The following is a 25712-nucleotide window of genomic DNA, read 5'->3' as shown; positions in this document are numbered from 1 at the left end:
CCAGCCTGCGCGCAAATCCTTCTTTTTTCACCGGGCGCGGCGCTTCGGAAATTTCCGCTCCAAGCCGCCGCGCGCCGGCTTCCTCGCAGGCAGTTTGCGTGCCATTAGATCGCGTTCCTGAGATTTTGAGATTTCCTCTGTCATGACCGTCCAGAAAATCGCCTATCAGGGCGAGCCCGGCGCCAATTCCGAAATCGCCTGCCGCGCCGTCTATCCGCAAGCGACGCCGATTCCCTGCGACACTTTCGAAGAAGCGCTGAGCGCCATCGCCGAGGGCGAGGCCGAGCTGGGCATGATTCCGATCGAAAATTCGATCGCGGGCCGCGTCGCCGATATTCACCATCTGCTGCCCCGCGCCAACCTTCATGTCATCGGCGAGCATTTCATGCCGATCGACTTTCAACTGCTCGGCCTCAAGGGCGCAAAGCTTGGCGACGTCAAATCGGTCTACAGCCACGTTCATGCGCTCGGCCAATGCCGCAAGATCATTCGCGAATTGCGCCTCGCTCCGCATGTCGCCGCCGATACGGCAGGCTCGGCGCGCCAGGTCGCCGAATGGGCCGATCCCTCGAAGGCCTCGATCGCCACCTCGCTCGCCGGCGAAATCTATGGCCTCGAGGTTCTGGCGCGGGACATAGGCGACGAGCCGAATAACACGACGCGCTTCGTGATCCTGTCGCGAACGCCTGCCTGGGCTGCGTCATCAACTGCTACGCCGACGGTCACGAGTTTTGTCTTCCGGGTCCGCAACGTGCCGGCCGCGCTCTATAAGGCGCTCGGCGGCTTCGCCACCAATGGCGTCAACATGACCAAGCTTGAAAGCTATATGGTGGAAGGGCACTTCACCGCGACGCAATTTCTGGCGGACGTCGACGGCCACCCCGACGAACCGGCGCTGGCCCGCGCGCTTGAGGAACTGGCGTTCTTCTGCAAGGAGCTGAAGATTCTGGGCGTCTATCCGGCGCATCCGTTCCGGATCGAGAGCCGCGCCAATGGCTGGAACGGCTAGATCACGCCGGCGGCGCGAGGACGAGATCTTGCCTGCCCAAACTCTCCGCGGCGTGTTCGTGCGCCGCCCACTGGAGCGCGCCCCGCCCGGCCGCAGCGCCTGTCGCAAAGCAGGCCTGCATCAGATAGCCGCCGGTCGGCGCTTCCCAATCGAGCATTTCCCCCGCGACGAAGGCCCCCGGCCGGCGGCGCAGCATGAAATCGCAATCCACCTCATCGAAGACGACCCCGCCCGCAGTCGAGATCGCCCGGGCGAGCGGCGCGACGCCGGTCAGCCGGATCGGAACAGCGTTGACGAAACCGGCGAGCCGCGCCGGGCTCATCTCGCCAAGCGGCGCAAATGCGGCCCGCGCGCTCTCCTGCATGAGGCCGATGGAGGCCGGAGACAACCGCAGCGATTTTCGCGCAAAGGTTGAAAAGGACTGTTTCGGATCGCGGCTGGCGATGCGCCGCTCGAGTTCGGCCTCGGCCATATCTGGCCGCAGCGCGATCGTCAGGGCGGCCTCGCCGGTGGCGGCGATGGCGTCCCGCAGCGGCGCTGCGAGGGCGTAGAGGGCGCCGCCTTCAAGTCCCGCGCGGGTGATCGTCGCCTCGCCGCGCACGCGCTGGGCGCCAAAAGATGCGGCGATCCCCTTCAAGGGCTCGCCGGCGAACAGATCCTTGAAATGATCGGACCAGTTCGCAAGGAAGCCGCAATTGGCTGGCCGCAACGGAGCGGTGGCGATGGCTGCGCGCTCCAGCGCGCCGACCCAGCCGCCGTCGGAGCCGAGCCGCGGCCAGCTCGCTCCGCCGAGCGCAAGAATGGTCGCGTCGGCCTCGACCGCCGTTTCGCCGCCGGGGCCCGCAAACAGAAGAGCCCCGTTGGCGTCCCAGCCGCGCCACTCCTGGCGCAAATGCATGGTGACCCCAAGCGAGGCGAGCCGTTTCAGCCATGCGCGTAGCAAAGGTGAGGCCTTGAAGGTCGCCGGGAAGACGCGCCCGCTCGTCCCGATAAAGGTCGCCTGCCCCATTTCCTCGCACCACGCGCGCAGCGCCTTGGGCGAAAAGAGTTCGAGCGCCTGACGCAGCCGGTCGCGCGCCGCGCCATAGCGCGAGAGAAGAATCTCGAAATCCTCGCTATGGGTGAGATTGAGGCCGCCGCGCCCGGCGAGAAGAAATTTGCGGCCGGGCGCGGCCATGCGATCATAAATGGAAACCCGAACGCCGTTCGAGGCGACAGTTTCGGCGGCCATCAGCCCGGCTGGGCCGGCCCCGATGACAATCACATGCGGCCGCGCGGCGAGAGGCAAAGGCTTCTTCCCGTTTGGATCGCAGCAAGGCGGCGGAAGCGTCCCCGCCGGCTGCGGCTCAGGTTTTTCAGCTTGTTGTTTCGACGCTAGTTGTGGCCAAAAGCCGGCCGCGTTCAAACTTTTTTTACCTTAAGACGGCTCCGGCCCGGATCAATGGTCCAGCTGCAGCTCTGCGCGCGACAAAAAAGCGGCGAGGGCTTCGTCCGAAATCGGGTTCTGCAGAAAGACGGCCTGGAGGTCATGCGCGCGCATCACGGCGTCGCCCTGCGACGAGGCGATGGCTATTGGCGCCGCGTTGCGGGTGCGGCGGATCAGGGCGGCGAGTTCGACGCCATCCGCGCCCGGCCGGCTGAAATCGATCAGAATGAGGTCGATTCGCTGCATCGCCAAAGCGCCGAGCGCCTCGTCGGTATTGCGCGCGCTGATGACTTCTGCGGCCGGACGCAACCTCCGGACAGCGTCGGCAAGCGTCGCGCGACCGGGCGGCCCATCGTCGGCGACAAGGAGCCTTTGGCGCGCCGGCCGCCCGTCTGATGATGGAACGCTCACAAGACCTCTTTCGCCTGGCTCAGTCTCGATCCAGCGCCGGCGGGCTGCGCTTCAACACGTCCCGAAGCGTCCGACGCACGCCGTGAAGCTGGTCGATCAGATGCAAAATCACGCCGATTCCTTCGTCATTGACGCCGATATCGGCCTTGAGATCACGGATCAGATTCGCCCGCGCGACGTCCGCGTCGGAAAACGCTTCCGCGCCGGACTGGCGCTGGGGGATCACCCATTCCTCGGCGATGAAGACATCCAGCGTCGCCGACTCGATGCGCGCGCGGATCATGAATTCTCGCCGATCGACCATTTCCGCCTCCAACGCCTTCACGGTTTCATGTCCGCGCGAGGATCATGCGCCTTGCCGACGGCCCAATTCGCGACAAAGGACGCCAGTTCCGGATCGCTTTTATCGGGCAGCACGATCTTGAGGGTCACATATTCATCGCCCCTGCCCCCGTCCGGCCGGGCGACGCCCTTGCCCTTGAGACGAAGCTTCGTTCCAGAATTTGCGTTTGTCGGCAGCCGCATGCTGACCGCGCCCGTCGTCGTCGGAACGGTTACCTCGCTCCCGAGCACGGCCTCGGCAAGGCTTACCGGCAAGATCAGATGGATGTCGTCGCCCTCGCGGGTGAAGAACTTATGCGGCGCGATTTCGAGTTCGACCAAAGCGTCGCCGGGTTCGCCGCCGTTCAATCCGGGCTCGCCCTTGCCGCGCAGCCGCAAAGTCTGTCCAAGCTCGGCGCCGGCCGGAATCGCGACGTCGAGCGCCGCGCCGTCGGGAAGCAACACGCGGGCGGAGCCGCCATTGACGGCGGTCAGAAAATCGACGCCGAGCCGGTAATGCAGGTTGCGCCCCTTGGCCGGTCCGCGCCGGCGGGAGCCGCGAAGAATGCTCGCCAGCGTCTCATCGTCAAGAAAATCGGCATAGGCGGATTCATTGGAATAGGGGCTGGCGTCGGGATCGGCGCCGGCATAGGAGCGGTAGAAATGCTGCGGCGGCCGCTCAGCGCCGGACGCGTCGATCTCGCCGGCGTCGTAGCGCCTGCGCTTTTCGGTGTCGCTCAGAAGATCATAGGCGGAGGCGGCCTCCTTGAATTTCTCCTCCGCCGCGGCGTCACCGGGATTGAGGTCGGGGTGATGCGCCTTTGCGAGCTTGCGATAGGCTTTCTGGATCTCCGGCGCGGGGGCGTCACGCTTAACGCCTAGGACCTCATAGGGATCTCTGCTCACGCCAATACCTCACCCATCGCCACGGGGCATAGCTCCTTACAATATCTTGAGCGGGAATGCAGCCGCCTCGGTCAAGTTGGCGAAAAACTGCGTTTCCAGCCTCTGTTGGCGGCGGCTCGGCGGGCTCCTTGCCGCCGCACCCGCTCACAGCAGCAGCCCAGAGCTTGAAGATCGCCTTGAAACGTGCTTGAGCAAGGCTGCTTGTCTAGCGGCGCTTCGGGCGCCGCTAGATAGAGTCTTTTTCGCAGAGGCCGCGAGCCTTTGCGATTTGAATAATGCGTTATAGCTAAAGAGATGGAGCGTTTTCGCCATTCTATTCTATGAATAGTGAAACCGCTCATGCGGCGCGACGCGCCGAGGGTCCGATCGCGGCTCCTCAGCGTCCTTCTGCGGCTAGCCTCGGGTCGGCTGCAGCTTCACCAATAATCCGCAAGGGATTTGGACTATCATGAAAAGCAAGCTTCTTATTGTCAGCGCCATCCTGTCGCTGCTGGCCGCGCCGGCCGGAGCCTTCGCCGATGAACTCACCAGCGGCGTCCAGAGCGGCGCATCCGAGGGCGCAAAGTCCGGCGGTCCGGTTGGCGCGGTTATCGGCGGCGTCGCCGGCGGCGTTATCGGCGGCGTCAGCGGGACCTGGCACGTCCTGACCGGCGCGCCGGGCCAAGCCTACAGCCTGCAGCAATATGTCCGCTCAAACGGCATTCCGTCGCATAGTTTTGCTGGACAGGTCCAGCCCGGCATGCGCGTTCCGAAGGGCATCGCCATGTACCGCGTGCCCGCGGAACTCGGCGACAGCCGCCTGCTGTTCACTGTCGTGAACAACGAGATCGTCCTCGTGCACCCGCGCAGCCGCCGTATTCTTCAGGTCGTTTCCCCGGCCTGAAACTAAAAAAGCCAGATCCGCTCGGCCAGACGGCTGCACCGGCAAAAAACTGCGCGCTGGCCGATATCGTCGGCGAGCGCGCAGCAAGTGCTTCTTTTGGCGTCACGGGAAACTAGCGTGCGACCCGTTGCGTCTGCTTGGGTCCGCTCGCGCTGGTCCTCCATCCGGCCGCCGGATCGCCCGCGACTTCCTCGACGATCCGAAGGATTTCCGAGCGCGCGTCGATCGCGCGGTATTCCTTGCCATGGCCGAGGCGCGCAACTTATAAACGGGCTCGTCCAGCACACGGCGAACAGCCTTGCGGAGCGCGGAATCGGCGCGTTGGATTGAAGATCAACGCCCACTCCCGACCATGAGATTCGGGCGTTCACATCGGCTTTGTCTTCGCCCAGCCCCGCCGCGACGATCGGGACGCCAAAGCTTAAAGCCTGATTGACGCTTCCGTAACCGCTGTTGGTCGAGCGCGCCGCGCCTGATCTGGACGGAGGCGTCGGCTACATGCTCCCTCCCCGTCGAACGGCTTTAATCAGCAATTGACCGACGTGGCATGCGTCGGCGAGGTCGAGTCCGACCCTGACTGAGATTGTATCAGGCCGCTGCAAGACCCACCGGCCAGCCAAGGACGGTTGAAAGCGCAAGCGCAGTTTCGTCAGGCGCGCCCCATCCCTATCGAAACGCGGGTCACGACACCTGCGCCCTTGCCGGGGCCGCCTGCGGATCAGCCAGGCAATGTCTTAATGCAGCGGCGACCTCGGCCGAAATGAAGGGCAGGCGCACAACCTCGCGCACACCGGCCAGAAGCAGCGCGTCGACCCCGATCTCATCGGCTGACGCCATCGCCAGGACGACCGGCAGATTGGGCTCCATGTCGCGAATCGCCGCCGCAAGTTTGAGGATAGGCGCGGCCTCGCTTGAGCAGTTCGCCACCACCGCGTCAAACCGTTGTCGTCCAGCGCTGTAGGCTGTCAACGCCTCGCGGGGGCTGGTAAATCCGACCTGTTCATAACCGAGGGCCGCCAGAATTTCTTCGCTTTTGAGCAATTCCTCGTGATTCTCGTCCATAACCAACAATGTTGGCCTTGCCCCACAGGAAGCCGCGGTCTGCTCGGCTCCGAGACGCCCTCCATGATGCAGGGCGCCCAGGCTTCGACGGAAGTTCCGACGCCGGGCTTCGTCCATACATTCATAACCCCATCATGTTCACGGACGATATCGCGCGCTGTCGCAAGTCCGAGGCCGCTTCCCGCAGCGCGAGTGGTAAAAAACGGCTCGAAAACATGTCTAAGTACTGCCTCGTCGATGCCAGGGCCGGCGTCGCTTATTGCGATGCGGATATAGCGGCCCGGCGCAAGGCTTCCGTGACTGAACGCTCGCAGCCTCGTGACGTCGTGGACCTCAGAGGCGATTTCGATCCGCCGCTTCCATCCATCGCCTGGACCGCGTTGTTGCAGAGATTGAGAACCACCTGCTGCAATTGCGCGCGATCTGCGAATACCACAGCGCTGCCCGGCGCCTCATTGACGATCAGCTCGATGCCTGAGGGGATCGAAGCGCGAAGCAGCGAGACCGCCTCGCCGAGCAGTTCTCCCAGACGGACCGGGACCCGGCGGGCGTCGCGAGGTCGTCCGAACATGAGGATCTGGTCGATGAGGTCGCGCGCCAACTCTGCGGCGCGCCGGATTTCATGGAGGTCCCGGCTGAGCCGGCCGTTCGACCCGGCTTTCGCTTTCGCCATTTCCGCATAACCGAGAATGGCGCCAATAATATTGTTGAAATTATGCGCTATGCCGCTGGTCAGCACGCCAACCGTCTCCAGGCGCCGCGCTCGCGCAAGATGCTGTTCCAGACGGGCCCTCTCCTGTTCGAGACGGCTGCGGCCGACGGCGTTGGCGACGGCGTCCAGCGCCATGCGCATCAAGCCGAAATCATCGTGTGGCGAAACAACGTAGGGCGTTGGCGTATCAAAGGCGAGGATCGCGTCGACGTCATCTCCGCTCAATCTGACGACGCTGGCCCAACCGCGCACGCCGGCCGCGGCGAGACGATCCCTGTCGTCTCCCGGCTCCATATTCTCCACGTTCGGAGTGTTGCGATCGTAACGAGCCGTTTCGACGCGTGGCCACATGTATCGGAAAGTGCAGTCAGGCACATCCGACGCCTCACCAGAGGCGCTACGCTTTCACTGCGCCAGGGGGAGAAGGCGCAGGCGCGTCCGGAGCCGCTGGCTGCGCTCGCCGGTAATGAGGATGTGTTGTTTTTGGGGCGCAAGTAGATAGGGGGGCCTTTCTAGGCCTGTCACTCTGTCCTATCCTGGTTCGTGAATTCACGGACAGGGCGATGCGGTCCGGCTAGCAAATCGAAGAAGGCATGAACTCACGGAGAAAGATTGTGAGCAAGCCTGTCACAAGCACACTCACCGTCCGGTTCGCCGCAATGTTTATCATCTTTTTGGAGTGTGGCATGTGGGCCCGCGCCGACGACGACCTACCCTCCCCGATCGAACCGTCGCTCGCTGAAGCGGGCGACTGGGCCGCAGACTTCAATGACGCCCAGATTGCCTGTTACAATGGGTCCATGAACGCATGTGACTCGCTCTGGCTAAGCAAACGGGTCCTGATGGACACGTTCCTATGGCAATATGGGCGGACCTGCGGTGGCCGCGTGGATCTCGCCGCGTTACGCAGCGCGGGAGCCTTTCGCCTAGGGGGGCCAGACCTCCACTGTACCGATATCTTCCTTGGGCGCGAATGAGCGAATCCAGCATATTCGCGCCGCTGACGCGCTATCTCGAGCTGATCGAGCGCCTTTCGGCGGAGTTGGCGGCGGGAGACCGCATCCACGGGGACGGCTGCGCGCCTGCGTTCCGCGACCTGGTCGACAGCGTCTTGTGCGCCCAAGCCCGCCGCGGGGGCCGCTGGAGATCGAACTCCGCGGCTATCGCCAAGCTGACGCAAGAGCCGGGGCTGGCCCCGTCAGGCAGATTGAGTGGGTTTGCGCTGGTAGCGGAGGAGGGACTCGAACCCCCGACACAAGGATTATGATTCCTCTATTGATCGTTGTTTTTAAAGCTATTTCTGGCTGCATGTTGCGGCTATGTCGCTGACTAGTTTCCCGTGACCCCGAAAAGTCACCCGAGCAAAGCCTTTTCCGCCGCCGCAAGCTCGGACCCGTCGTCGCCTCGCGGAAACAAATGCCCGTAGGTGTCGAGCGTCATCGCGATTGTCGAATGACCGAGTCGACCCTGCGCCGCCTTCGCTGAGAGCCCCAAGCCGCCATCCTCCCGCGAGTTGACGCACCAGCTCGCATAGAAGTGCCGAAAGGCGTGTAAGCCCGTGTATTTGGCGCGGATTACCGGCTTGCCATCCTCGTCCTTGAGAGGCATCCCCTTTGCGTCATGCGCTAGCGTTGTCACCCCTGCCGCGAGCTGCGCGGGAATTAGCCCGCGGTTGATGACGTTGGCGTGGTTCTCGGGCGTCCCCCTGCCCGTCGGAAATACCAGATCGACTTTGCTTTTCGGGCAGGCAAGTTTCCATTCGCGAAGCGTATTTGCCACGACCGGCGGCAGCGGAACAGTTCGCTGTCCCGATTCAGATTTGGGGGCGCCCATGACGCTGTACTGGTCGACCCGTTGTCGTACGTGGAGTTCGCATTTTTTGAGATCCACGTCGGACCAGCGCAGTCCTCTCAGCTCCGAGGAGCGCAAGCCGGTAAAGATCGCAGTCAGCAGAATCGGCCGCCACCGCCCCTCCAGATGATCGACAATCGCTTTGACCTCATCACGCGACGGGATATCGACGCCGATCTTGAGTTTGCCCTTATGCCGCTTCTCAAGCCGCCGATCGGCTCCCTTTCGCCGCTTGCTCAACTCCCGAACGACATTGCGCCCGATCAGGCCGCGTTCCTGCGCATCGGCAATAAGAGATCCAAGGCTCCCGATGATCTTCTTGACCATCGCAGATGACCGAGGTTTCCCTTCAGCCGCTCCTGGCGCGGCGGCGCCATTTCTCAACCTGTCTTCAAACTCGCGCACCATCGGCGCCGTGAACTGCGAGAGCTTTTCGCGGGCGAGATACGGTGCTATGTGATTCTCCACATGTTGCGCATAGGCGTCGATTGTCGATCGCTCAAGCTTATGTCCGCGACACGTTTCCAACCAAAGCTCTGCGGCCTTCGCGATCGTTACACTCTGGCTGTCCGGCGTACGGAAGCCCTTCTCAATCTCGAAGCCGGCTGCCTTCCACCAGGCGTCAGCTTCCTTTTTGCGATCGAACGTCTTGAGGCGCCGCTTCCCCTTCTGGTCGACGTAATCAACGACCCACGCTTCTTTTTGAAGTCCGTCGCCGGTTTTCCAGGTGCGCTTGCGGATCGACATGACGTTCTCCTAAGAAAGTAGCATGTCGCAAAAAAATCCTTTGGTCAATTATTTCTCGGCGTGCATACGGCTCAAAATTCGCTTTGAAGTGTCGGAGCCAGAGTATTCCGAAATTATTCAGTGAAAGATGGTAGATCCAGGGGGAACTCCGTGGAATTTGGATGCAACGGGTAGTTTAGATGGTCAATCTATGTGTGGAACCCGACATTATAGTCTTAATTATTGAGGATGAGCCACTGCTAATGCTGCTGGCGGTCAGTATCGTTGAAGACGCCGGGTACGTCGCTCTCGAAGCCAAAAGCGCCGCCGACGCCATCATTATCTTGGAAAGCCGCACCGACATCCGGATCGTGTTTTCTGATGTGGGCCTTCCCGGCGACATGGACGGACTGCAACTCGCAAACCTTATCCGTGATCGATGGCCCCCCATTGCTCTTTTGCTTACATCTGGCCGCCAACTTCCCCGCTCTGGAGAGTTGCCAGCGGGAGGAATATTTATCCCAAAGCCGTACCAGAGCGAGGAGGTGACCGACGCTCTGCATGAGTTGGCGGCCTAGTCTCGACGCTCGCCATCTCACGTGTGCGGTTTATACGTCGAGCGCTCAGACAAAGGTAATCCAACTCGTCGCGAAGGAAGTAATCATCCAGCGGATTAAACGCTCGCGTTATTTGTTTGGTGGATGCCATTTCAGCGAATATCGACGCCCAGCCGACATGTTGACCCGAATTTGCGAGCTGGCGCGCAATCTTCATCGCTTGCTGGCGCTGCGCTAGAGTAGACATTCATGCCTCCCGTGACGGCGCGTTCACAAACAGATGCCGGGCAGAGATTGCCCGGCCCAATGACGACGTCTCATTTTTGCTCTGGCGCCATTTTGTCGTTTGGATGAGCCCCGCTTTGCGAACCGGTCTTCCCTTCGACATTGGGCGTTTCGGCAGCTGCCGGCGACCCTGCCATTCCACCGTTACCCGTTGCGCCTTTATCCGTAGCGTTCGTATCGCTGCTGGCAGCGGATGGAGAAGTTTTGGTCGTGGAATCCGCAAGAGCCGTCCCGCCTATAAACACGGTCGCGACAGCGGCGAAAGTCATTAGTCGTCTGTTCATTGGCGTTCTCCCTTTTTGTTTTGTGCGGAGCTAACCAATTACTTTGGCTTTCGTTCCTTAAGCCTAACTTCAGGCGTCCTCGCGCTTCCGCTCACTTTCGGCGCTAGCCGTCGACTAGCCGTTACATCCGACCAGGCCGCTCGGTCTTTCCCCACCGGCGTGAAAAACGGACTTCATTCGGGCAACTAACAACTACGACGTGCGTTCATTCGTTATATGTAACGACGAAGCCCCGCTCAGTCGCAGCTCTTGCTCGTTGGAGTCTGTGACGGCGGGAACATGGCCCAAAATCTGATCCCATTCATTGCCCGCAAGCCGAACTTAGCGACGGACCCCGATTTACAGAATTATCTCGACCACCATTTAATTCGGGGTTGGCGGCAGTCGCTCGTGAGCATTGGGATAAAAGCCGAGAACGGTGACGGCGATGCTGCGAAGGTGGCCATCGCCATGGCCGCCTGGGTCGCCGCCTTATGCCGCAGGCAAAAACGGGAAAGTCGCAGGGCCGCATTAGTTGGCGCGGGCGGCGCAGTCATCTCGCTGGCTAAGTTTCGGGCCGCTAGAGGTCCACGCGGTGACCATAGCCCTGCAAGGTAGCGTTCCCGGTAACGATTGGCAGCGGTTTCACGCTCTTGTCAGGCAGTCTTTCCCATTTCTGCTAAAGCCCGATCGAAAGGAAAGATGAAGGACGCGAGACGATTCGCAAATAAGTTGTATCTTTCCATTGATAATTGTGAGCATCTGTCATGAGTTGGAGAGGACCTCTCTGGCTCTTGCATCGGCGAAAGCAACGCTGCATGGCAAACAGATACGTGGCTCGGCCCTTCTGTTTGTTCCCCGAAATGCTTTCAACTTAAAGCCGGGCAAGGGCCCGGCTTCTTTTATTTTCGATCCGAGTTAGCCGTTCGGGAGGGGCGCGTTGAACCCCCGTACAATGCCGTCTCTTCTGTTAGGCGGGAGTCGGGCAACCGGCTCCCGTTTCAGCATCCTCCAATTCGCGGATTGCGTTCGGCTTGGCGCATCGCCCTCCTCCGCAAATATCCGAAGCCAAAGAAGCGTGACACCTCCCGCACGCGGAGCGGGCCGGGCCCGCGCGGGCCCCTTGCGTGGACAAACGCCTCGTTCAACGTCCTTCCCACCCCTCTTTTGTAAGTTGGCGGGCTTGAACTAACCATTTGGACCGTCCAAGCCCCACCTATCCGCGTAACGTTGAGCGCTATGTCCGAGTTGTCGGCGCCACAGTCGCGGGACGCCTGTTCGACGCTGACCTCAGCCGCGCTGGGCTCATGTAGCGTCATGGTCCGCCCTCCCTGATAGATGGCGTGCCGAGATGCGGGCGGTACGGATTTCTTCAGCCCATGCCGACTCGACAAACACGGACTTGGCTGTGCCCTGCCGTTGTTCGATTCTAGTGATGACGTCCAAATCCATCAAAAAACGCAGTCTAGATTTCCTGCCAGCGCGTAAATAGGCGCGCCATTGCAAATTCGATCTTGCGCCTTCTATCGAATATTGGCAATCATCATTCATCCAGAGGGGTGGATATCTCTGGAGCAACGCGGCCTGCTAAGAAGCTGCGATCTAACGCTTTCGTGCCGGGCCTCCTCACGAAAGGTTTTGATACTCCGGATTAGAAACCAGGCCTTGACCTGGTTTTTTCTTTGTCGCGCAGCTAAACCCGCCGCGGAACCTCATGCGTCCTCTAGCTCACGGACGCGAGCGCGCGCGGGCTCTGTCGTGTCGGCTCGATGCTGCGCCGTCTGCAACACGCGGAAGCGCTGCGGGGCGTAGCCACATTCATGGCGCCGGACCCCGTCCCGTCCGCGGAGGATTTCGTCGATATAGACGACGAAGCCGCTGATCATGTCTTCGTCGGGATGGAAGCAGCGAACCGTGTAGACGCGGCCTTCCGTCAGGCCGTCGAGGCTTCCTCGGGTGCTGATCGGGCGAGCATAAAAGGTGTCCCGCGTATTTATGCAGACAACCCTGGTCCCCGCAGGAGTGTTCGGAGAGATCATCGCTCACATCCTCTGATAGTTGAGGTTCATGTCGAAGTCGCCTTCTTGCGGCTCGAGCTGCCACGGCTTCTTGCGGGGAGCGACGGGCGCCGGGGCTTCCTGCCCTTGCGGATCGCCTGCCTCAAGTAAGGCAGTGGTATTGCGGATAAGCGCGTAAAAAACGGAGGCGTCCTTGCCCGCGGCTTCTGCTGCTGCAGCTTTCGCGATGAAATTCGCGAGCGCGGCCGTGAGGAATTGCTTGCGTGTATCGGCCATCGCTAGGCCCTCCATTCGCAAGCCGCAGAGAGCAGATCGTTGACGATGGAATGGCCCAACGTCTTGCTCCACACGCAGTCGTAGGGATCGACTATTTCGACGACGGCTGCCTTGAACAGGATGTCGTCGATGGTCTTTGAGCGAGCCTTCCTGATCGTCGTGATCGGCTTTCTCATAAAGCGGCGTATCTCTGCCGCCTTATCCTGTAGGGGGCCAACTTCTTTTCTGCGATCCTCCCACCGATCAATCCCGGCATCGCAGCGGGCGCGAATATGCCTCTCTCTCTCGGCAGCCCTGGCGTACTCGTCGAGCTGGACAAGAAATCGATCTAGCTCCTCTCCGGAGAGCATCGACGGCCGCAGCGCCTTGATGCTTTGCGAGCGAATGACGGCGAGCCCCGCCGGGTTTTCTGCTAGGCCTGACGGCGGGTTCATGTCTGAATTTGGCAAGCCTGTAGCGGCTGCCGGAACGGTGTCGTTCGGCATTGTGGTTGCTCCCGTTGTCGCATTGTGCGATACTTTTAGTATCGCTAGGGGAAACGCCTTGTCAATACGAAAAGTATCAATTCGGCAGATCAAGGCGGCCCGCGCTTTGCTGGCCTGGTCACAAGAGCAAATGGCTGAGCAGTCGTCCGTGTCGGTTCCGACAGTCAAAAGGATCGAGGCGGCGGATGGGCCGATCGGAGGCCGTGATGACACGGCTCAAAAGCTGATCGCCGCGCTGGAAGAGGCTGGCATCGAATTCATCCCGGAAAACGGATCTGGCGCCGGCGTTAGGCTCAGGAAGGACATTCAGAATTAGGGAGCGCTTTTGGTCAGCGACAACGGATGCAGTGGATCCGGTTTAACGCATGCCTCGAAGACACAATCGCGAAAGCTTACCAGGAATGGAAAGCTAACCTCGCGACGCATGACGCAAAAGAGGCTAATCAGGATCAGGTCGTCGAGGGACCAAAAAATAGCGCGGTCGTCGCCAGATTGGTCGATAGGCGCTTCATTGATTACCTTGTCGAAATCGGCGTTCCGTTCGAGCGCCCCTAGCCGATTTTCAGGCGAATAGGCCCACCAGGACGGGGTTCGGTTTCTTGCCAGCGAATGACTTTTAATTTGACAGATTTATGAACCGACGGCGACTATCCATAGGAACAATGCGTGCTTGTTAGGAAAGAACGTGGAACCACAAGTCAGAGATCTTGCGGAAACGCTTCGGCTAATTGCCCTCTATAGTCCCGACGGCGAGAAATAGCGGGCTCGAGTGAGCTCAGCTCTTCCTGCGCTGTCGGTAGAACAGATACGTCGGGCGGCCTTGTACGCTCTTACGGACAGAAACAGGAAAGACGACGAAATAATTTCAAAATTGCATCATTTAGCCCTGCGGGGACCGCAAAGGCAACGCTAACGCCTACGGGCCACGACGAACCCTCAGCTAGCCATTCCAGCCTGCAAGCGGCGACACACTGCGTCGAGTTCATCGCCGAGAACGGTGGCGGACCGGGCGTGAGGCTGGGGAAGTGACAGCCGCTAGATCTTGTATGGACATTGGCATGTTCGTCAAAATATATGGGTAAAACTCACATGTGGTATCAAAATACCACATTGCGCGGTGCGAAAAGATTTATCTGGAAGATCCTGCGTGGAGGATTTTCAGCCGTGGCGCGCAGGCTAGTTCCCAGACCACGGGAAGTGCGCGGATGCACTGGAAGGGCAGCCCTAAGGCTTGAAGCCCATGCCGCGCCGGCAGGACCGAATTCCTGTCGAGAAGTTGCAAGCCTGTCGCGCGACGGTCGGTCGTAGGCGCGACGCCAGCGAAACGACGGCGGCTCCCTTCGAGCGCACTCGTTCTGGCGGGGGACGCTTTCCACCGGTTCGGCCGTGGGAAGTGTCTGCCCTTTGCCAACTCACTCCGGCTCACCGCTTGAGCGCTCGGCGCCAAGCCCTCAAAAATCGATTTTTGTCCTCTGAGCTGTCAATCATCGCCAGTTCAGCGCGAAAATCGCCATCGGCCTCGACGACGCAGGCAACGCTCGCTAGACAAATACCTCGGAGGCGGTTAGAACAAACAGGGAACAATTGCGGAGGCGTCGCGATGGTGAGACGGCCCTATCGGCCCGAGATGCCGGAAGATCCAGCCGCGGCCATTCGTTCCCTGCGCGCCTGCCGCGACGCGATGATTGGGATTGCGATACGGGTCAGGATAGGAGGGCAGGTCTACCAGATGGTGCACGCCGTGATCGCGGCTATCGACGCGCTTGCCGCCGAACTGACCGCAGAAGCAGACTATTTCATGCCGCTAAGCCCTGGCGCGACCGAAGGGCAGCGCAAAGTCGAAGAGGAGAAGGCGGCGTGGGAACGAGGGGAAATCCCATGGCGGAAGTGACGTATTTCGTGGCCATGCCCTTCTTCAGGACAGAGGACGGCGACTTGGCTGCCGGCGACGCGAAAGAGCTTCAGACTGCCGGGGCGGCTGTCCGGGAGGCGCAACGCCTGGCGATGACAGCTGCGGGCGCCGTCGCCTTCAGCCGCAGGGGCGATCCAGGGACGGGAGAGTTTCAAGACGCCGTCGTGATCCAGCGCTTTGGCGACGTGCCCGCCGCCGAGGCGCTGCTGGGGGCGAGGTAAGCGCGGGCCACCGTCGCCTTTGACGTTATCGCCGAAGACCAAGCATCGCTTCACGTTGAACGCCGCTCCGTTCATGGCCATTGCCGGCATATGGCGTGACCAGAAGGGAGATCAGCCGCCGGCCTTTTCGATGCTCACGACCGCCCCTGGAGCCGACGTCGAACCCGTCCACAACCGCCAAATCGTCGTGCTGCGGGCCCGAGGACTGGAAGGCGTGGATTTATCTGCAAAAGCCCGAGGCCGCGCTCCTGCGGCCACTGCCGGCGGGTTCGCTGAGCGTCGCAACGGTGCGAGTCGGGCGGGGATAGCTGGGGCTTGTCGTCGAATCATCCCGGCGAATAGAGAGAAGGGCGATGGCACCATTCCAGTCGCCTTCGTATCGCAGAATGATTTGTAGCTTAGTCTTGTGGTTTTCCATCTTCCTTCATTCGACGAGATAATCGTTTCATGAATGAACGAATTGAAACGAAGATTTCTTCGGCCTCTTCCTCAGTATATTTCTTCTCAACATGCATTGTCGGATTTCGCCATGCGTCTTTTGCTGAGCTCAAGAGTGCGAATATTTCTTGAAAGTCATCTCTCTCAATCCAGTCGCGTCCTCTCTCGGTAATTTTCTCTCGTATGCGACCGAGAATTCGGCCCCAGTTTCGTTCGATTCCCGCTGCCGCGACATCAATCCCTAAGTACACATGAACGGCACGCAAACCAGACTCAAGTATACGCATCAGATGAAACACGGCGGCGGTACTTCTACCAAGCGCGATACACTTTCCCGCTTCCGATAAGTCATATTTAGCACCGGGAAATCGCTCTTCAAAATCTCGTCCGAAAGAAGGGACAATTTGATCATAATGCATTGCGGTGTGGGTTGGAATTACCAACAGCAATCTCAATCCAAGCTCATCCTTTATCCTGCTACAAACCTCATCAGTACGAGCCTGAAGACCAAGAACGGTTTGAAAGTCCAACTCTACAGTTCCATTTTTGGACCTATCGCTAATTTCCTCGCAACACAGAATGAGCTTATTAGCGCTTATAGTTGTCATCGCGAGTTGTAACTCAGAACACATCGTCGCAAAAGCCACAGAGTGGTCCACAAATTCTTGAAAGATTTCAAACGACATTTGACGAACGTGGCCTTCGGCTCGCATCCAGCTGAGGACCTGCGCCATCTTGCTAATTCTGATCAGCGCTTCAAGGAAAGGTGCCGCATGGAGCTTCAACATATCCGGTGAGATCCGTGTGCCGCGATCGAAAGAATCAGCGTCTTGAGGAAATGTTATGGTATTGATGCTAGCATCTTTTGCGGATGTGCAGCAGAAAACGCCGCAACGGGCGCTCATCCGATCTTCCCTGAGATCTGTCCTGCCCATTCGGCACCTCCCGTTGCGGTAGTCGAATTACCGTTGCGAACTCATTTTTTGGTGGCCGCCCATGAGAGAGGAAAGCCGACACTGCCTTGTCCGCGTTGCGAACAAGAACGACGCCGAAGCGATTTTCTTCGTGCTTCGAGAATGCGCGGGCGAGGTGCCGGTGAGAATGGACGGGCCGGATGGAGAAACGTTGATACGACAATTGATCAAGGAAGGATACAACAGCGGCCACTCGTACGTTGCCGTTTATGGAGATCAAGTGGTCGGGTTTCTGCTAGCGCCGCACTCTAACAACGGCTGGTTTGAGTTGAATTACGGCGCTATATTGACACCCTACCGTGGCATGGGCCTCTTCTCCGATATGCTCAACGAAATTAAACCTCGAGTTGTTGGCCTCTACGCAACTGTGAAGGACATGAACAAAAGCGGGATGTCCGCTCGGCTCCTAAAAGCGGGTTTTATAGAAACGGATGATCGCGAATCACCCGACGAACGGACTTTTCGTTGGGTGCAGGCACCTCTTTCATAAGCGAGCGAGTTATCGCTCAAATCAGCCCCGAGGATGCGTTATGACGGACGTTGCGCTTATCAATGGCGATCAAAATATTCCTCGGCGCGAACCTCCGGAGGAGATGAGGTCAGCCTACCGAGAGCACAGTGAGCGGATAGGCATGGCTATCGCAGCATGGAACGATCTCCATGCTAATTTATACATAGTATTCTGGAGCATCATAGGACTACATGAGGATCCAAGGAACGACACGTTTGCTTTAAGTCTTTGGCATGCTGCGCGGAGCGAGCGCGTCCAACGCAAAATGCTTCTTGAAACGGCAAAGTTAAAATTGCCAAAAAGGGACGAGTACGCCAGCCGTGAAATCCCATGGATCTTACAACAGGTGGACATCCTGTCTGGCTATCGCAATATTCTTGCTCACACAGCAATTATTTTTCATCAAAGCCCTGCTAGAATTCCAAAAGCCGATCCATGGAGTAGTAACGCTAAGTCCAAAAGATTTTATGCGCTTGTAGCAGAAAATAATCTCTGGAGCCAGCTTTCCGGCGACTTCTGGGCATTGTCTCACTACACAGCGTACTTTGCCGATCGCCTTTGGAGACCAAACAAATTGACACCATCAATGCTGCGGCCTGAACTTTTTGCGTCGCCGTTACTTCAGAAAGTTGCAGGATTATCACCCTGCAGCAAAGTTTAGAAATCGGCTCTAAGGATACAGTCCCCGATTATTGGCACATCTTTGCGTGGAAATGTAAATGCGGACGCTGTTTTGGGCGCGAGAACCCCTTGACTGATGATCGTGCGCATTACAATCCGCATCACCGCCATTTCGATGACGGCGTCCTTGGCGGCATGCTCCATCGCGATGCTGATACCGAACGGCTTCAAGATCTTCTTCGCGATTTGCTCGAAGCTATAGTTCCTGAACTGCGACTGCTCGATAGGCACTTCGGAGACGATGGCGTCGATGAACTTCGAATAGCCTTGAATCATCACGCCGTGGTTGTCTTTGTCGTACGATGCCTGGCGGTCCGAAACATAGCCGCTGATGACTTTGTGACCGGCGAGGATGATGTCGACGCTGTCGGACGGCTTCAGCTGCAAGGCTTTGAACGTGGCATTTTTCGAGACCGGTTCCACGCAAGTGAAGCGAAACGTCGTTAGGGGATCTGGCCAGTCGACAACAACTTCGACGCTCGTCCACGCGTCGTAAATCTGACCATTGCAAACGATCTGGGCTATCTCGGTTGGGTTTGGCATGGATTATCCTTCAGGCCAGTTTCATCGGGCGGGCGTTGAAGACTTTCATTTTGTCGAACAAGCCGTCGCCATCGGTCTCGGTCCGCGTGCCGTTGGGAAAGCCAGCCAGCGTGATCTTCATGGAAGGCTTACCGGACAGGCTCGACTGTTTGTCTCTGGCATCCTTGGCCCGCAGCGCGGCCCCAGGATCGTGATCAAGAGGGCGCGCGCCCTGAAGGCCCTGACCGTTGCCGATCCCGGTATTCCTGGCCCCATGCCAGTCCGCCCAACTCCGTTTCCGCGCGGCCTCGTCGAGGGCAAAACCGACCTGCGCCTTCCACGTCTCCCGATTACGCGCGTCAAGACCCGTCTTCCTGCTGAAGGCGTCCCCGAGCCCGGCGTTCGACAGTCCGCGAATATTATTTTTGTAGTGCAGCTGGAACGGCCCAAACGATGTGCCGCGGTCGCCGCCAGGATCACGACCATGCGTGGTATAGCCGCGAAGGCCCTCGCTTTTCGCCACGGCGACGGCGACATCAGGATTGATCCCGCGGGCAAGGGCTTGTTCCCGGATATAAGCCGTTACCTCCCGCTCATCAGGGCCTCCGGGACGGCGGGAATCCGTTGCGCCACCCCGACCCGATGGCGGAGTATCCCCGGCATCTGCCCCAGCCTTGCTGGGTGTGCGTCCTCCGCCACGGGACTTCTCGGATGGCGAACGGCCGCTGCCGCCACTGAACGGCGTTGCGACACCGTCGCCAAGAAAACCGCCCGCAGCATTAATCTCTCGGATCGCCTCGATGACGCCTTTCTTCGTGCCCTTTTCAACCTGTTCGGCATAGGCCTCGCGAATGGCTGAGACGCCGGAATTAGCGAACAGGCCCTTGTCCGGCAGCGCGCCATAGGGATTGCCCCGCTTCTTCATCTCATCGGCCGACGCGGCCGTTACGAAGAAATCCAGGAGGCCTTTGCCGGCCGCGTTCACTGCGTCCCAGAACGGCCCAGAATTCGGCGGGACGCCGCGCATAGGCACGTTAGGCCGATCGGTGGTATTTTTGCCAAAGGTCTTCCCAGCTGCCGCAATCGCCGCTGGAACGCCATCTTTATTCGACTTCTGCATAAAGGCGTCGAGGGCGCGAACCACCGCGCCGAGAGGCCCGACCAGAGCCTCGTCAAGTTTTTGTTTCGTCGAGTTTAGTGTGGTGCCGAGATTTTCGATCGCCGTATTGAATTCCTTGGCTGCGGCCGTGGCCGCCGGAGAAACTGGCTCTACGCGAGCGCGGTAGTCCGCCACGCGCTTCTTGTAGAGATTGAAATCAGTCGTCTCTTCGTTGATCGCGTTCGTACCGAACAGCTCGCCAGAATAATGCTCCCGAGCTAGATTGCTCTTCATCTTGCCGATCGCATCGACGCCGAGCTTATACTTTTCGTCAACCGAAAGCTTGTCGCTCTGAAACGCTTCCAGCAGCGCTGGATTGACTTTCCGCAGTTCGGAGATCAACGGCGATGTCTTGTTCTTGATCGCCTCGATGTTCTTTGAAAACGTCAACGCCGAACCGGCCATGGTATCGAAGCTTTGTCCGAACTCGGCGCCGACATCCGTGATCTCGCGAATGGCCTCGGCGCTCATTTTCGCGCTGCGGCCTACCTGATCAAGACGCTCGCGGAGGGAGGAGAAATCTTTGACGCTCTTGACCATAGCAGCGACAGCGGCCGAGGCCGTGAATGCTGGAAGAGCCATACCAACAAGACCTTCGGAGAAAGCATTGACGCCCTCTCGTGTCGTCTTCCCGATCTCCCCGCGAAGCTTCTCGAAGTCGCGTCGCATCGTCTCGATGCTCTTCGGCTGCTTGACGGTCGCAAGCTGCTGCTTCAAATTTTTCAGAGGGGCGCTAAACTTATCCGTGACGCTGGCCTCAAGGACTAGGCGTTCGCTCATGTTTCTAATGCCTTGTATGCGGCTCGATCTCTTCGAGCACGATGTCAATTAAGGAACAGATGCGGGCAATGTGAGCCCGGTCCGCCGCAAGGCGTGGATCGCAACTTTCCAGCAGCGCTTGGAGCGCGGCGAGCATCTTCTGGGCAGTCATTTTGAGCCCTTTCGCGCGACGTCCTTGGTGAGATCGGCGGGAGAACTGATCTCCTCAAGCGCTTCCGAAATCTCGGCGAGGATCGCGTTCTCGATATAGGCCCGCTCGCGGCCAACGAGCTTGTCGGCGAGCTTGCCGGGAATCGACAGCAGCCGTTCGCGTACGACCGCGAAGCAAGCCTCGACCTCCTGACCAACGACTTCGATCTCGACCAACGCGCCGCTAGCGACCTCGAAATCAAGCTTGGCTTTTCGGGCTACGTAGTTCTCTCGAAGGGCATGCGCCTCGGCAAAACTCATTAGCTTGCCGTCGACCAGCACATCGCCGTCGTCGACTTCGTCAACCGTGGAAGGCCGTGCATCAGCTGTTGATGCACGCTCTGATGCACGCCCCTCGTCGTCGCCATCAGAGCCGCCCTGCGAGCGCCGCGAACGACTGAGATCTATATTGCGAGCACGATCTTCGAATACCTCTGAGAGCAAAACTGTTCCGTTGTGACTACGCACAGAGCCGTCTCGGACTTGCCTGCTCAAAGTAGAGCGAGCAATCCCGACCGCCGCCGCCGCGGCGCCAATCGATAGGAATTCCTCGCCGTTTTCATTTGTCATTCGTCAACCCGTGCATCAGTTTGAAGTGCGGCCGTAGGGACGGATCGAGCTGGCGCGTAACCCGATGGGGGCGTACCCTCTGGGAAGTACCTTGGGTCTCAAGAAATAGCCTCCCCGGGAGCCTCCCTGACGGCCATTTCGTATCCTCTGTGTCTTTCTCCATGCACCATCTTCATTCCGCATGTACGTGCCCTTCTCAGTGCTTGGTGATGTTGCCGAGGTTGGACACCTTGACCGCCTTGCCTGCGCGCCGCACGGAGGTGGCCTATCGCTATTGGAGCCCTCGGCTGCCCCTCGAAAGGCGCGGCGCGTATAGAAAGAATTAGTTGCCGGTCGGTGATCGCCTTCGCCCGTGAAGAAGAGCATGGGGGAACGGGAGGCGATCTTTGGTTGTTCAGCGCGAGCCGGCACCGCCGTCACTATGCATGCACCCCCAATTCGCGAAAGATCAGCGCACGCGGGCGCCCGGATCGATTGAGCGGAACAATATGTTCGGCGCATATTCCGGATGGGCGCGCTTGAGCATGTCGGTCAAAGCCTTGCCTTCGTAGCGGACCCGCCCGTTCGACATCCGCTTGCCGCCGTCAGGCAGCACTCTCACCACTGTCGGCTTCGGCGCCTTGGTCCGGTTCGGGTCGCGGCGAGCAGGCTGGGGATTGGCCCTCAACCGCGGAGTCAATCTAACGGGCTCGTCGATATCGTCGTCCACTGGATCGGCATCGGTTTCAGCATTGATGAAATCGTCATCCGCCTTCCCGAGCAACTTCTGCGCCCACGCCGCACCGTCTGCCTCGTCGTCGGTTGCGCGTGCGGACCGTCCGAGCAAAGCGCGGGCATCCGCGGCGCCGGCCGCATAATCGTCTTTTTCTCTGCGGTTCATTGTATTGCACTCCAAAAATCTAGATCGCCGGGACGGAGGCCCGGCAACACAACTGCTTCAACCAACGGCAATTTTTGCGTCCAGACCCTTTCGGGACTAGCGATGACCTCAACGTCACGAAATTCGACATGCATGCCTCCTGGCAGCTTGCCGTTTTCGGTCACGCAGGTCGTGAATTCGGTACCTTGCTGGTTAACAAAAATCTTGCGGTGTTCGATCTGGAAAACCGGCGGATCTGGGTTGCGATGGCGACAGGCCTCAAGGCCGTAGCGGGGCGCGCCGGCAGGCAGGATCCGATTGGCGGTGTCGATGTCGAACTGAAGGACTCGCAGCTGCTCTAGAACGGCGGCAACGTCTTTGGCGGCCCTGGCGTATCGGCCCTCGATTAGCCTTTTTGCTTCGGCCTGCGCAGCCTGCGCGCGGGCGAAAACTTCCTCATCGGCGTCCGCTTTTTCCTTCGCCCTAGCCGCGGCCAGGTCAGCTTCGAGTTTGGCGATAATCGCGACGATGCGTTCCACCGACCGATGCGCCTTCGCGGCTTCGGCATCATGGTCGGCAAGAATTTCGTCCGAGCCATTGATGAGTAGCGCTGGCCGGGCGTCCATGAGGCGAGTGACCGCAGCCTGGGCTTCTCGGAGTTCGCGCCGCTTGTCGTCAAGTAGGTCTGCGATTTCGTTCGCGCTTGGCGGCGCTGATGTTACTTTTCGCAATGATGTTAAAATTCCCAAAGTGGGTTCCTCCAGTTTGACAAGTTGGTTGAGTGTTTGGATGAAGACTCGAAGAGGCGGCATCGCTTCCGTTCAAACCTTGATCATATTTGCCAGTCGTAACGCTCTTAGCTTTCCGATGAGCCGCCATCTGGGTTTCGGCATCACCGGCAGGCCTGCGATCTCGGCGCTGGCGAGACGCCCGGCGGGCAGCCCCCGCTCTCACCGAGCGGGGGTCTCACCGCACCATGGGGGTTATAGGGGGTGAGAGAGAGAGGTTGGTGAGAGGGGGTGAGAGTAGGGTGTGACCTCGGTGTGAACGATCGATGAGAGGCGAGCAGTTCAGTCCTCATTACTCTCTCCCATAGCTGGGAAGGCGAGCTTCGAGCGCCGCGTCGACGGCGGCCCGTATTCGACGTTTTCGATCCTGCCAGTTGCGAGAAGTCGGTCCATAGACTGTTTGAACGTTCCCTTGCTGACGCCTCGGGAATCGGCATGGCTGGCAAATTCTGAGGGCGCATAGGATTTTCCGGGCGTCGCGACCACGTTTCGATTTTGATTGATGAACAGCTTGAGAAGATTGACGAAGACCTCATCTACTTCGGCGTTGGATTGCGATGCTTGCCATCCGCCACCTGCAAGAACGAATCGGCCGCGCTCCCATCGGAGCGAGATTGTCTCGCCGGTCGGGCCATAGTTGTTCTTCATGACCGTCAGTTGCTTCAGGCACGGGTCCGGGCGAACTCCCTCAGCTGTCTTCACGGGCGCGAGGTAAAGCCGGCTGCGAACGCTATTGCTCCATGCGGTGCTGCCGCCAGTTCCGGCGCCGCTCGTCATTCCCGACAAGCTCGGATGCGCCAGCACAACGACAGCCATTTCGTATCGGATAGCTAGTCCGGTCAGCAGGCCAAGGAACTGCCTGACCTGCGATCTGACATTCTCATCGCCGCCGAATACGTCGGCCGCCGTATCAATGCTGAGCAAGATCGGGCGATGTTCCTCGACGAGACGTTCAACTTCTGTGAATAACGGCGTTGGCGTTAATAGGATGCTCCGGCCCTGAGGAGCCGCTAAGATGGCGTCCTCGCCAGCGAGATCGACGACCCGTAAATTCGACAAATCATCGACATTGATATCGGGCCGGCCGCTCACGATATCCGCCAGTCTCCGATGTACCTCATCAACGTCGTCTTCGGCCGAGATAAGCAAGACGCCGCCCGGCTCTGGCATATGGCCTATCCAATCCGTGCCCGTCGCGACTGCGACGTTGAGCTGCAAATTCAGCAGAGATTTTCCATCACCACCATTGCCATAGAGCAGTGTAGTCTTGCCGCGCGGGATCATTTCGGGAACGAGCCAAAGCCTTTCCGGGGCTCTCTCATTCGCTAGATCATGGGCGCTGACTACCTTGAGGGAGCGTCGACGCGGGATCTCTTGACCCCACGCCATCGGCCCTCCTGGACTGCCAAGCGAGGCGAGATAGGCGTCATCAAGAAGTGGGCCAAGTTGCGTCACTTCGGGCTCGCTGTCTCGACCGCGCTTTTCAGATCCACACCGGCTTTCCGAATCTCTGGAACGAGTTCGAGTAAATCCCGAAGGGCCTGCAAGGCGTTGGCGTCGTCGTCGATGTTGAGCCGCGCGCGCACCAGATCAGCGCGCGATTTCAGGTGGTCCATAAGCTCCCAGGTAAAATCTCTGTTCAGCGTCAAAATGGCTTGGCGAACCATCGCCGGGTCGGAGAAATTCCCTTGCGCCGAAGGCGTGTTTATGCGATTGGTTGGATGCAAGAAATACCTCCACGATGAGAGCTTGCAGGCTCTGTTCGGAATGGATCAAAGCCGCTTCGGGATTGCCGTCCCGAGCGGCTTTTTCTTTTCAGACGATGGTCGCTAAGACCTTGGCTGCCGACCATTCGGCGGCGACCTTTTTGTCGAATCTTACGACTGGGCCGGCCCTGAAAACGCCCGGCAACGCATCAGCGAACACGCGAACTGCCGCCGGCGTCAGATTGAAAAATCTGGCGGCGTCGCGCTCGTCGCCGAAACGATGGATATTCGTAGCTTTGCGCAAAAGGTCGTTCATCATTCACCTCCAATATTAAACACGGCCTTCAACAATGCGATTTTGTCAGTCAGCGCCGGGTCGACTCGTTTCGTGTAAATCGACGTGGCGTCGCCTTCATCGATGTCGGGCTTTGCCCGGAACGATGGCGCATCCCGATGGAGCGGTGGTCCGTACAGGTGAAGCGCGGCTAACCCCTTAAGAACGAGTAGCTGATCGGCGTCATTATCGATGGACAGCTCCTCGACACAAAGACGGTGGAGCAGTTTCGATCCGCGGACGCCGATGGCTTCCCGAACGATCTCCAGTGAAACCACATAGGGCCGTTTCACGCGCTGCACCTCAGCGCTGAAGCTCTCCCATCGCGCACGGGTGAAGCGATCGACAAGGAGGCGCGTTCGCTGGGAGACGCGCATCTTTTGATCGTCGTCCGTGTCATCCTCCACGTCCGTGTTTTCGGTACTCCAGAACACGCTCCGTTGCTGATCACTATTGCCGCCGGCGCCAATCGCGCTGGTCCACGCATAGAATTTTAGAGCGAAGTCGCAGCCCCGCGTCCATAGCTCGCGGGGGGCGCAATGGCGAAGGACAACGAGTCCGAGCGGCGATTCCAGTAGGCGGTTGTCGGACCCCAGACGGTGCGGCTGCGCGACCGCAACGGATTTTTGATCGACTTCCGTCTCTTTTAGCTTCGCGAGCGTGGTGCGTTCGGCAACGGTTGGTTTCTTGGTGGCGCCAGATACATACCTAAGAGCGTATTGTTTCCGCGGCCGACCCCGTCCATTTTCGCCTTGACGCCTCCACCGCTTCATGTAAAAAGATCCCGTAGATGTCGGCGCGCAGCCCGCGACGGTTGCCCGACGCTTATATTTTAATTGTAGCACACACAGCATGAGGTTTGCTCGCAAAGAGGCGG

The 25712-nt window shown here is 59.3% G+C and carries 30 protein-coding genes, 1 tRNA gene and 1 pseudogene; 9 read left to right on the top strand and 23 right to left on the bottom strand.

Going from position 1 to position 25712, the window contains the following annotated elements; all coding sequences use genetic code 11:
* Positions 1 to 142: 142 nt before the first annotated feature.
* Positions 143 to 1009 carry a prephenate dehydratase gene (locus CR492_RS03280; RefSeq protein ID WP_102842230.1) on the top strand — a complete coding sequence of 289 codons (867 nt, stop codon included), beginning with the start codon at positions 143 to 145 and terminating at the stop codon, positions 1007 to 1009.
* Between the two features lies 1 nt (position 1010).
* Here the strand turns inward: CR492_RS03280 and CR492_RS03275 are convergent, their stop codons facing one another.
* The 4 genes from CR492_RS03275 to CR492_RS03260 all read right to left on the bottom strand — a co-directional run bounded on the left by CR492_RS03275 (position 1011) and on the right by CR492_RS03260 (position 4073).
* Positions 1011 to 2297, bottom strand: a complete 1287-nt coding sequence (locus CR492_RS03275; RefSeq protein ID WP_102842229.1) for an NAD(P)/FAD-dependent oxidoreductase — start codon at positions 2295 to 2297, stop codon at positions 1011 to 1013.
* 150 nt (positions 2298 to 2447) lie between these two features.
* A complete protein-coding gene (locus tag CR492_RS03270; protein WP_180982398.1) occupies positions 2448 to 2846 on the bottom strand; it encodes a response regulator transcription factor in 399 nt (132 codons plus the stop codon).
* 19 nt (positions 2847 to 2865) lie between these two features.
* A complete protein-coding gene (locus tag CR492_RS03265; protein ID WP_102842368.1) occupies positions 2866 to 3150 on the bottom strand; it encodes a chaperone modulator CbpM in 285 nt (94 codons plus the stop codon).
* A gap of 17 nt (positions 3151 to 3167) precedes the next feature.
* Positions 3168 to 4073 (bottom strand): DnaJ C-terminal domain-containing protein, encoded by a 906-nt coding sequence (locus CR492_RS03260; RefSeq protein ID WP_102842227.1) that lies wholly within the window; start codon positions 4071 to 4073, stop codon positions 3168 to 3170.
* A 448-nt stretch (positions 4074 to 4521) separates the two neighbouring features.
* On the opposite strand from CR492_RS03260, the gene CR492_RS03255 reads away from it, so the two are divergent.
* Positions 4522 to 4956: a DUF1236 domain-containing protein gene (locus CR492_RS03255; RefSeq protein WP_102842226.1), complete on the top strand. Its 435-nt coding sequence runs from the start codon at positions 4522 to 4524 to the stop codon at positions 4954 to 4956.
* 681 nt (positions 4957 to 5637) lie between these two features.
* Here CR492_RS03255 and CR492_RS20375 read toward each other — a convergent pair.
* The 5 genes from CR492_RS20375 to CR492_RS03220 all read right to left on the bottom strand — a co-directional run bounded on the left by CR492_RS20375 (position 5638) and on the right by CR492_RS03220 (position 9328).
* Positions 5638 to 6018, bottom strand: a complete 381-nt coding sequence (locus CR492_RS20375; RefSeq protein ID WP_146030153.1) for a hypothetical protein — start codon at positions 6016 to 6018, stop codon at positions 5638 to 5640.
* On the bottom strand, positions 5922 to 6257 hold the full coding sequence (locus CR492_RS21470; RefSeq protein ID WP_432431193.1) for an ATP-binding protein: 336 nt from the start codon (positions 6255 to 6257) through the stop codon (positions 5922 to 5924). Before CR492_RS21470 ends, CR492_RS20375 begins: the two co-directional genes overlap by 97 nt.
* 17 nt (positions 6258 to 6274) lie before the next feature.
* Positions 6275 to 7024 (bottom strand): histidine kinase dimerization/phospho-acceptor domain-containing protein, encoded by a 750-nt coding sequence (locus tag CR492_RS03235; protein WP_180982397.1) that lies wholly within the window; start codon positions 7022 to 7024, stop codon positions 6275 to 6277.
* Between the two features lie 929 nt (positions 7025 to 7953).
* A tRNA-Ser gene (locus tag CR492_RS20675) sits at positions 7954 to 8108 on the bottom strand.
* Positions 8084 to 9328, bottom strand: coding sequence for a tyrosine-type recombinase/integrase (locus tag CR492_RS03220; RefSeq protein ID WP_102842220.1), 1245 nt, complete (start codon positions 9326 to 9328; stop codon positions 8084 to 8086). The genes CR492_RS20675 and CR492_RS03220 overlap by 25 nt, the downstream gene beginning before the upstream one ends.
* 179 nt (positions 9329 to 9507) lie before the next feature.
* On the opposite strand from CR492_RS03220, the gene CR492_RS03215 reads away from it, so the two are divergent.
* Positions 9508 to 9885, top strand: a complete 378-nt coding sequence (locus CR492_RS03215) for a response regulator (protein WP_102842219.1) — start codon at positions 9508 to 9510, stop codon at positions 9883 to 9885.
* Positions 9886 to 10181: 296 nt separating this feature from the next.
* Here CR492_RS03215 and CR492_RS20370 read toward each other — a convergent pair whose 3' ends face one another.
* The 4 genes from CR492_RS20370 to CR492_RS03195 all read right to left on the bottom strand — a co-directional run bounded on the left by CR492_RS20370 (position 10182) and on the right by CR492_RS03195 (position 13140).
* Complete coding sequence (locus tag CR492_RS20370) at positions 10182 to 10433, bottom strand: hypothetical protein (RefSeq protein ID WP_146030151.1); 252 nt, start codon at positions 10431 to 10433, stop codon at positions 10182 to 10184.
* Between the two features lie 1691 nt (positions 10434 to 12124).
* Entirely contained in the window at positions 12125 to 12451 is a 327-nt protein-coding gene (locus tag CR492_RS03205; protein ID WP_102842217.1) for a hypothetical protein, read from the bottom strand.
* Positions 12452 to 12454: 3 nt separating this feature from the next.
* The gene (locus CR492_RS03200) at positions 12455 to 12706 is read right to left on the bottom strand and encodes a hypothetical protein (RefSeq protein WP_102842216.1); all 252 of its coding nucleotides are present in this window, start codon (positions 12704 to 12706) and stop codon (positions 12455 to 12457) included.
* Positions 12707 to 12708: 2 nt separating this feature from the next.
* Positions 12709 to 13140: a hypothetical protein gene (locus CR492_RS03195; protein WP_102842215.1), complete on the bottom strand. Its 432-nt coding sequence runs from the start codon at positions 13138 to 13140 to the stop codon at positions 12709 to 12711.
* Between CR492_RS03195 and CR492_RS03190 the strand changes: the two genes are divergently transcribed.
* The 4 genes and pseudogenes from CR492_RS03190 to CR492_RS21030 form a co-directional block, all read left to right on the top strand.
* Complete coding sequence (locus tag CR492_RS03190) at positions 13139 to 13507, top strand: helix-turn-helix domain-containing protein (protein WP_348626699.1); 369 nt, start codon at positions 13139 to 13141, stop codon at positions 13505 to 13507. The two genes, CR492_RS03195 and CR492_RS03190, sit on opposite strands and share 2 nt — an antisense overlap.
* A 1284-nt stretch (positions 13508 to 14791) precedes the next feature.
* Positions 14792 to 15082, top strand: a complete 291-nt coding sequence (locus tag CR492_RS03180; protein ID WP_102842212.1) for a hypothetical protein — start codon at positions 14792 to 14794, stop codon at positions 15080 to 15082.
* Entirely contained in the window at positions 15070 to 15324 is a 255-nt protein-coding gene (locus CR492_RS03175) for a hypothetical protein (protein WP_102842211.1), read from the top strand. The genes CR492_RS03180 and CR492_RS03175 overlap by 13 nt, the downstream gene beginning before the upstream one ends.
* A gap of 28 nt (positions 15325 to 15352) precedes the next feature.
* A pseudogene (locus CR492_RS21030) lies at positions 15353 to 15632 on the top strand (SOS response-associated peptidase family protein); the annotation flags it as partial.
* A gap of 90 nt (positions 15633 to 15722) precedes the next feature.
* On the opposite strand, the gene CR492_RS03165 reads toward CR492_RS21030, so the two are convergent.
* A complete protein-coding gene (locus CR492_RS03165) occupies positions 15723 to 16697 on the bottom strand; it encodes a HEPN domain-containing protein (RefSeq protein ID WP_102842210.1) in 975 nt (324 codons plus the stop codon).
* Between the two features lie 61 nt (positions 16698 to 16758).
* Between CR492_RS03165 and CR492_RS03160 the strand changes: the two genes are divergently transcribed.
* Positions 16759 to 17226, top strand: coding sequence for a hypothetical protein (locus CR492_RS03160; RefSeq protein ID WP_102842209.1), 468 nt, complete (start codon positions 16759 to 16761; stop codon positions 17224 to 17226).
* A gap of 40 nt (positions 17227 to 17266) precedes the next feature.
* Positions 17267 to 17908, top strand: coding sequence for a hypothetical protein (locus CR492_RS20365; RefSeq protein WP_146030150.1), 642 nt, complete (start codon positions 17267 to 17269; stop codon positions 17906 to 17908).
* Here CR492_RS20365 and CR492_RS03155 read toward each other — a convergent pair.
* The 9 genes from CR492_RS03155 to CR492_RS03115 form a co-directional block, all read right to left on the bottom strand.
* The gene (locus CR492_RS03155; RefSeq protein WP_102842208.1) at positions 17905 to 18471 is read right to left on the bottom strand and encodes a phage baseplate assembly protein; all 567 of its coding nucleotides are present in this window, start codon (positions 18469 to 18471) and stop codon (positions 17905 to 17907) included. The two genes, CR492_RS20365 and CR492_RS03155, sit on opposite strands and share 4 nt — an antisense overlap.
* 10 nt (positions 18472 to 18481) lie before the next feature.
* Entirely contained in the window at positions 18482 to 20389 is a 1908-nt protein-coding gene (locus tag CR492_RS03150) for a hypothetical protein (RefSeq protein WP_102842207.1), read from the bottom strand.
* 147 nt (positions 20390 to 20536) lie between these two features.
* Positions 20537 to 21148, bottom strand: a complete 612-nt coding sequence (locus CR492_RS20360) for a hypothetical protein (protein WP_146030149.1) — start codon at positions 21146 to 21148, stop codon at positions 20537 to 20539.
* Between the two features lie 448 nt (positions 21149 to 21596).
* Positions 21597 to 22028: a hypothetical protein gene (locus CR492_RS03140; RefSeq protein WP_102842205.1), complete on the bottom strand. Its 432-nt coding sequence runs from the start codon at positions 22026 to 22028 to the stop codon at positions 21597 to 21599.
* On the bottom strand, positions 22025 to 22756 hold the full coding sequence (locus CR492_RS03135) for a hypothetical protein (protein WP_180982396.1): 732 nt from the start codon (positions 22754 to 22756) through the stop codon (positions 22025 to 22027). The genes CR492_RS03140 and CR492_RS03135 overlap by 4 nt, the downstream gene beginning before the upstream one ends.
* A 321-nt stretch (positions 22757 to 23077) precedes the next feature.
* A complete protein-coding gene (locus CR492_RS03130; RefSeq protein WP_102842203.1) occupies positions 23078 to 24250 on the bottom strand; it encodes an AAA family ATPase in 1173 nt (390 codons plus the stop codon).
* The gene (locus CR492_RS03125) at positions 24247 to 24462 is read right to left on the bottom strand and encodes a hypothetical protein (protein ID WP_102842202.1); all 216 of its coding nucleotides are present in this window, start codon (positions 24460 to 24462) and stop codon (positions 24247 to 24249) included. The genes CR492_RS03130 and CR492_RS03125 overlap by 4 nt, the downstream gene beginning before the upstream one ends.
* A gap of 148 nt (positions 24463 to 24610) precedes the next feature.
* Positions 24611 to 24817 (bottom strand): hypothetical protein, encoded by a 207-nt coding sequence (locus tag CR492_RS03120; RefSeq protein ID WP_146030147.1) that lies wholly within the window; start codon positions 24815 to 24817, stop codon positions 24611 to 24613.
* On the bottom strand, positions 24817 to 25608 hold the full coding sequence (locus CR492_RS03115; protein ID WP_102842200.1) for a hypothetical protein: 792 nt from the start codon (positions 25606 to 25608) through the stop codon (positions 24817 to 24819). The genes CR492_RS03120 and CR492_RS03115 overlap by 1 nt, the downstream gene beginning before the upstream one ends.
* Positions 25609 to 25712: the final 104 nt, after the last annotated feature.

This window comes from Methylocella silvestris, assembly GCF_002891535.1.
Classification (GTDB): domain Bacteria; phylum Pseudomonadota; class Alphaproteobacteria; order Rhizobiales; family Beijerinckiaceae; genus Methylocapsa; species Methylocapsa silvestris_A.
Note: the sequence above shows the minus strand (reverse complement) of the source record. Positions and strands in the feature narration are given on the sequence as shown.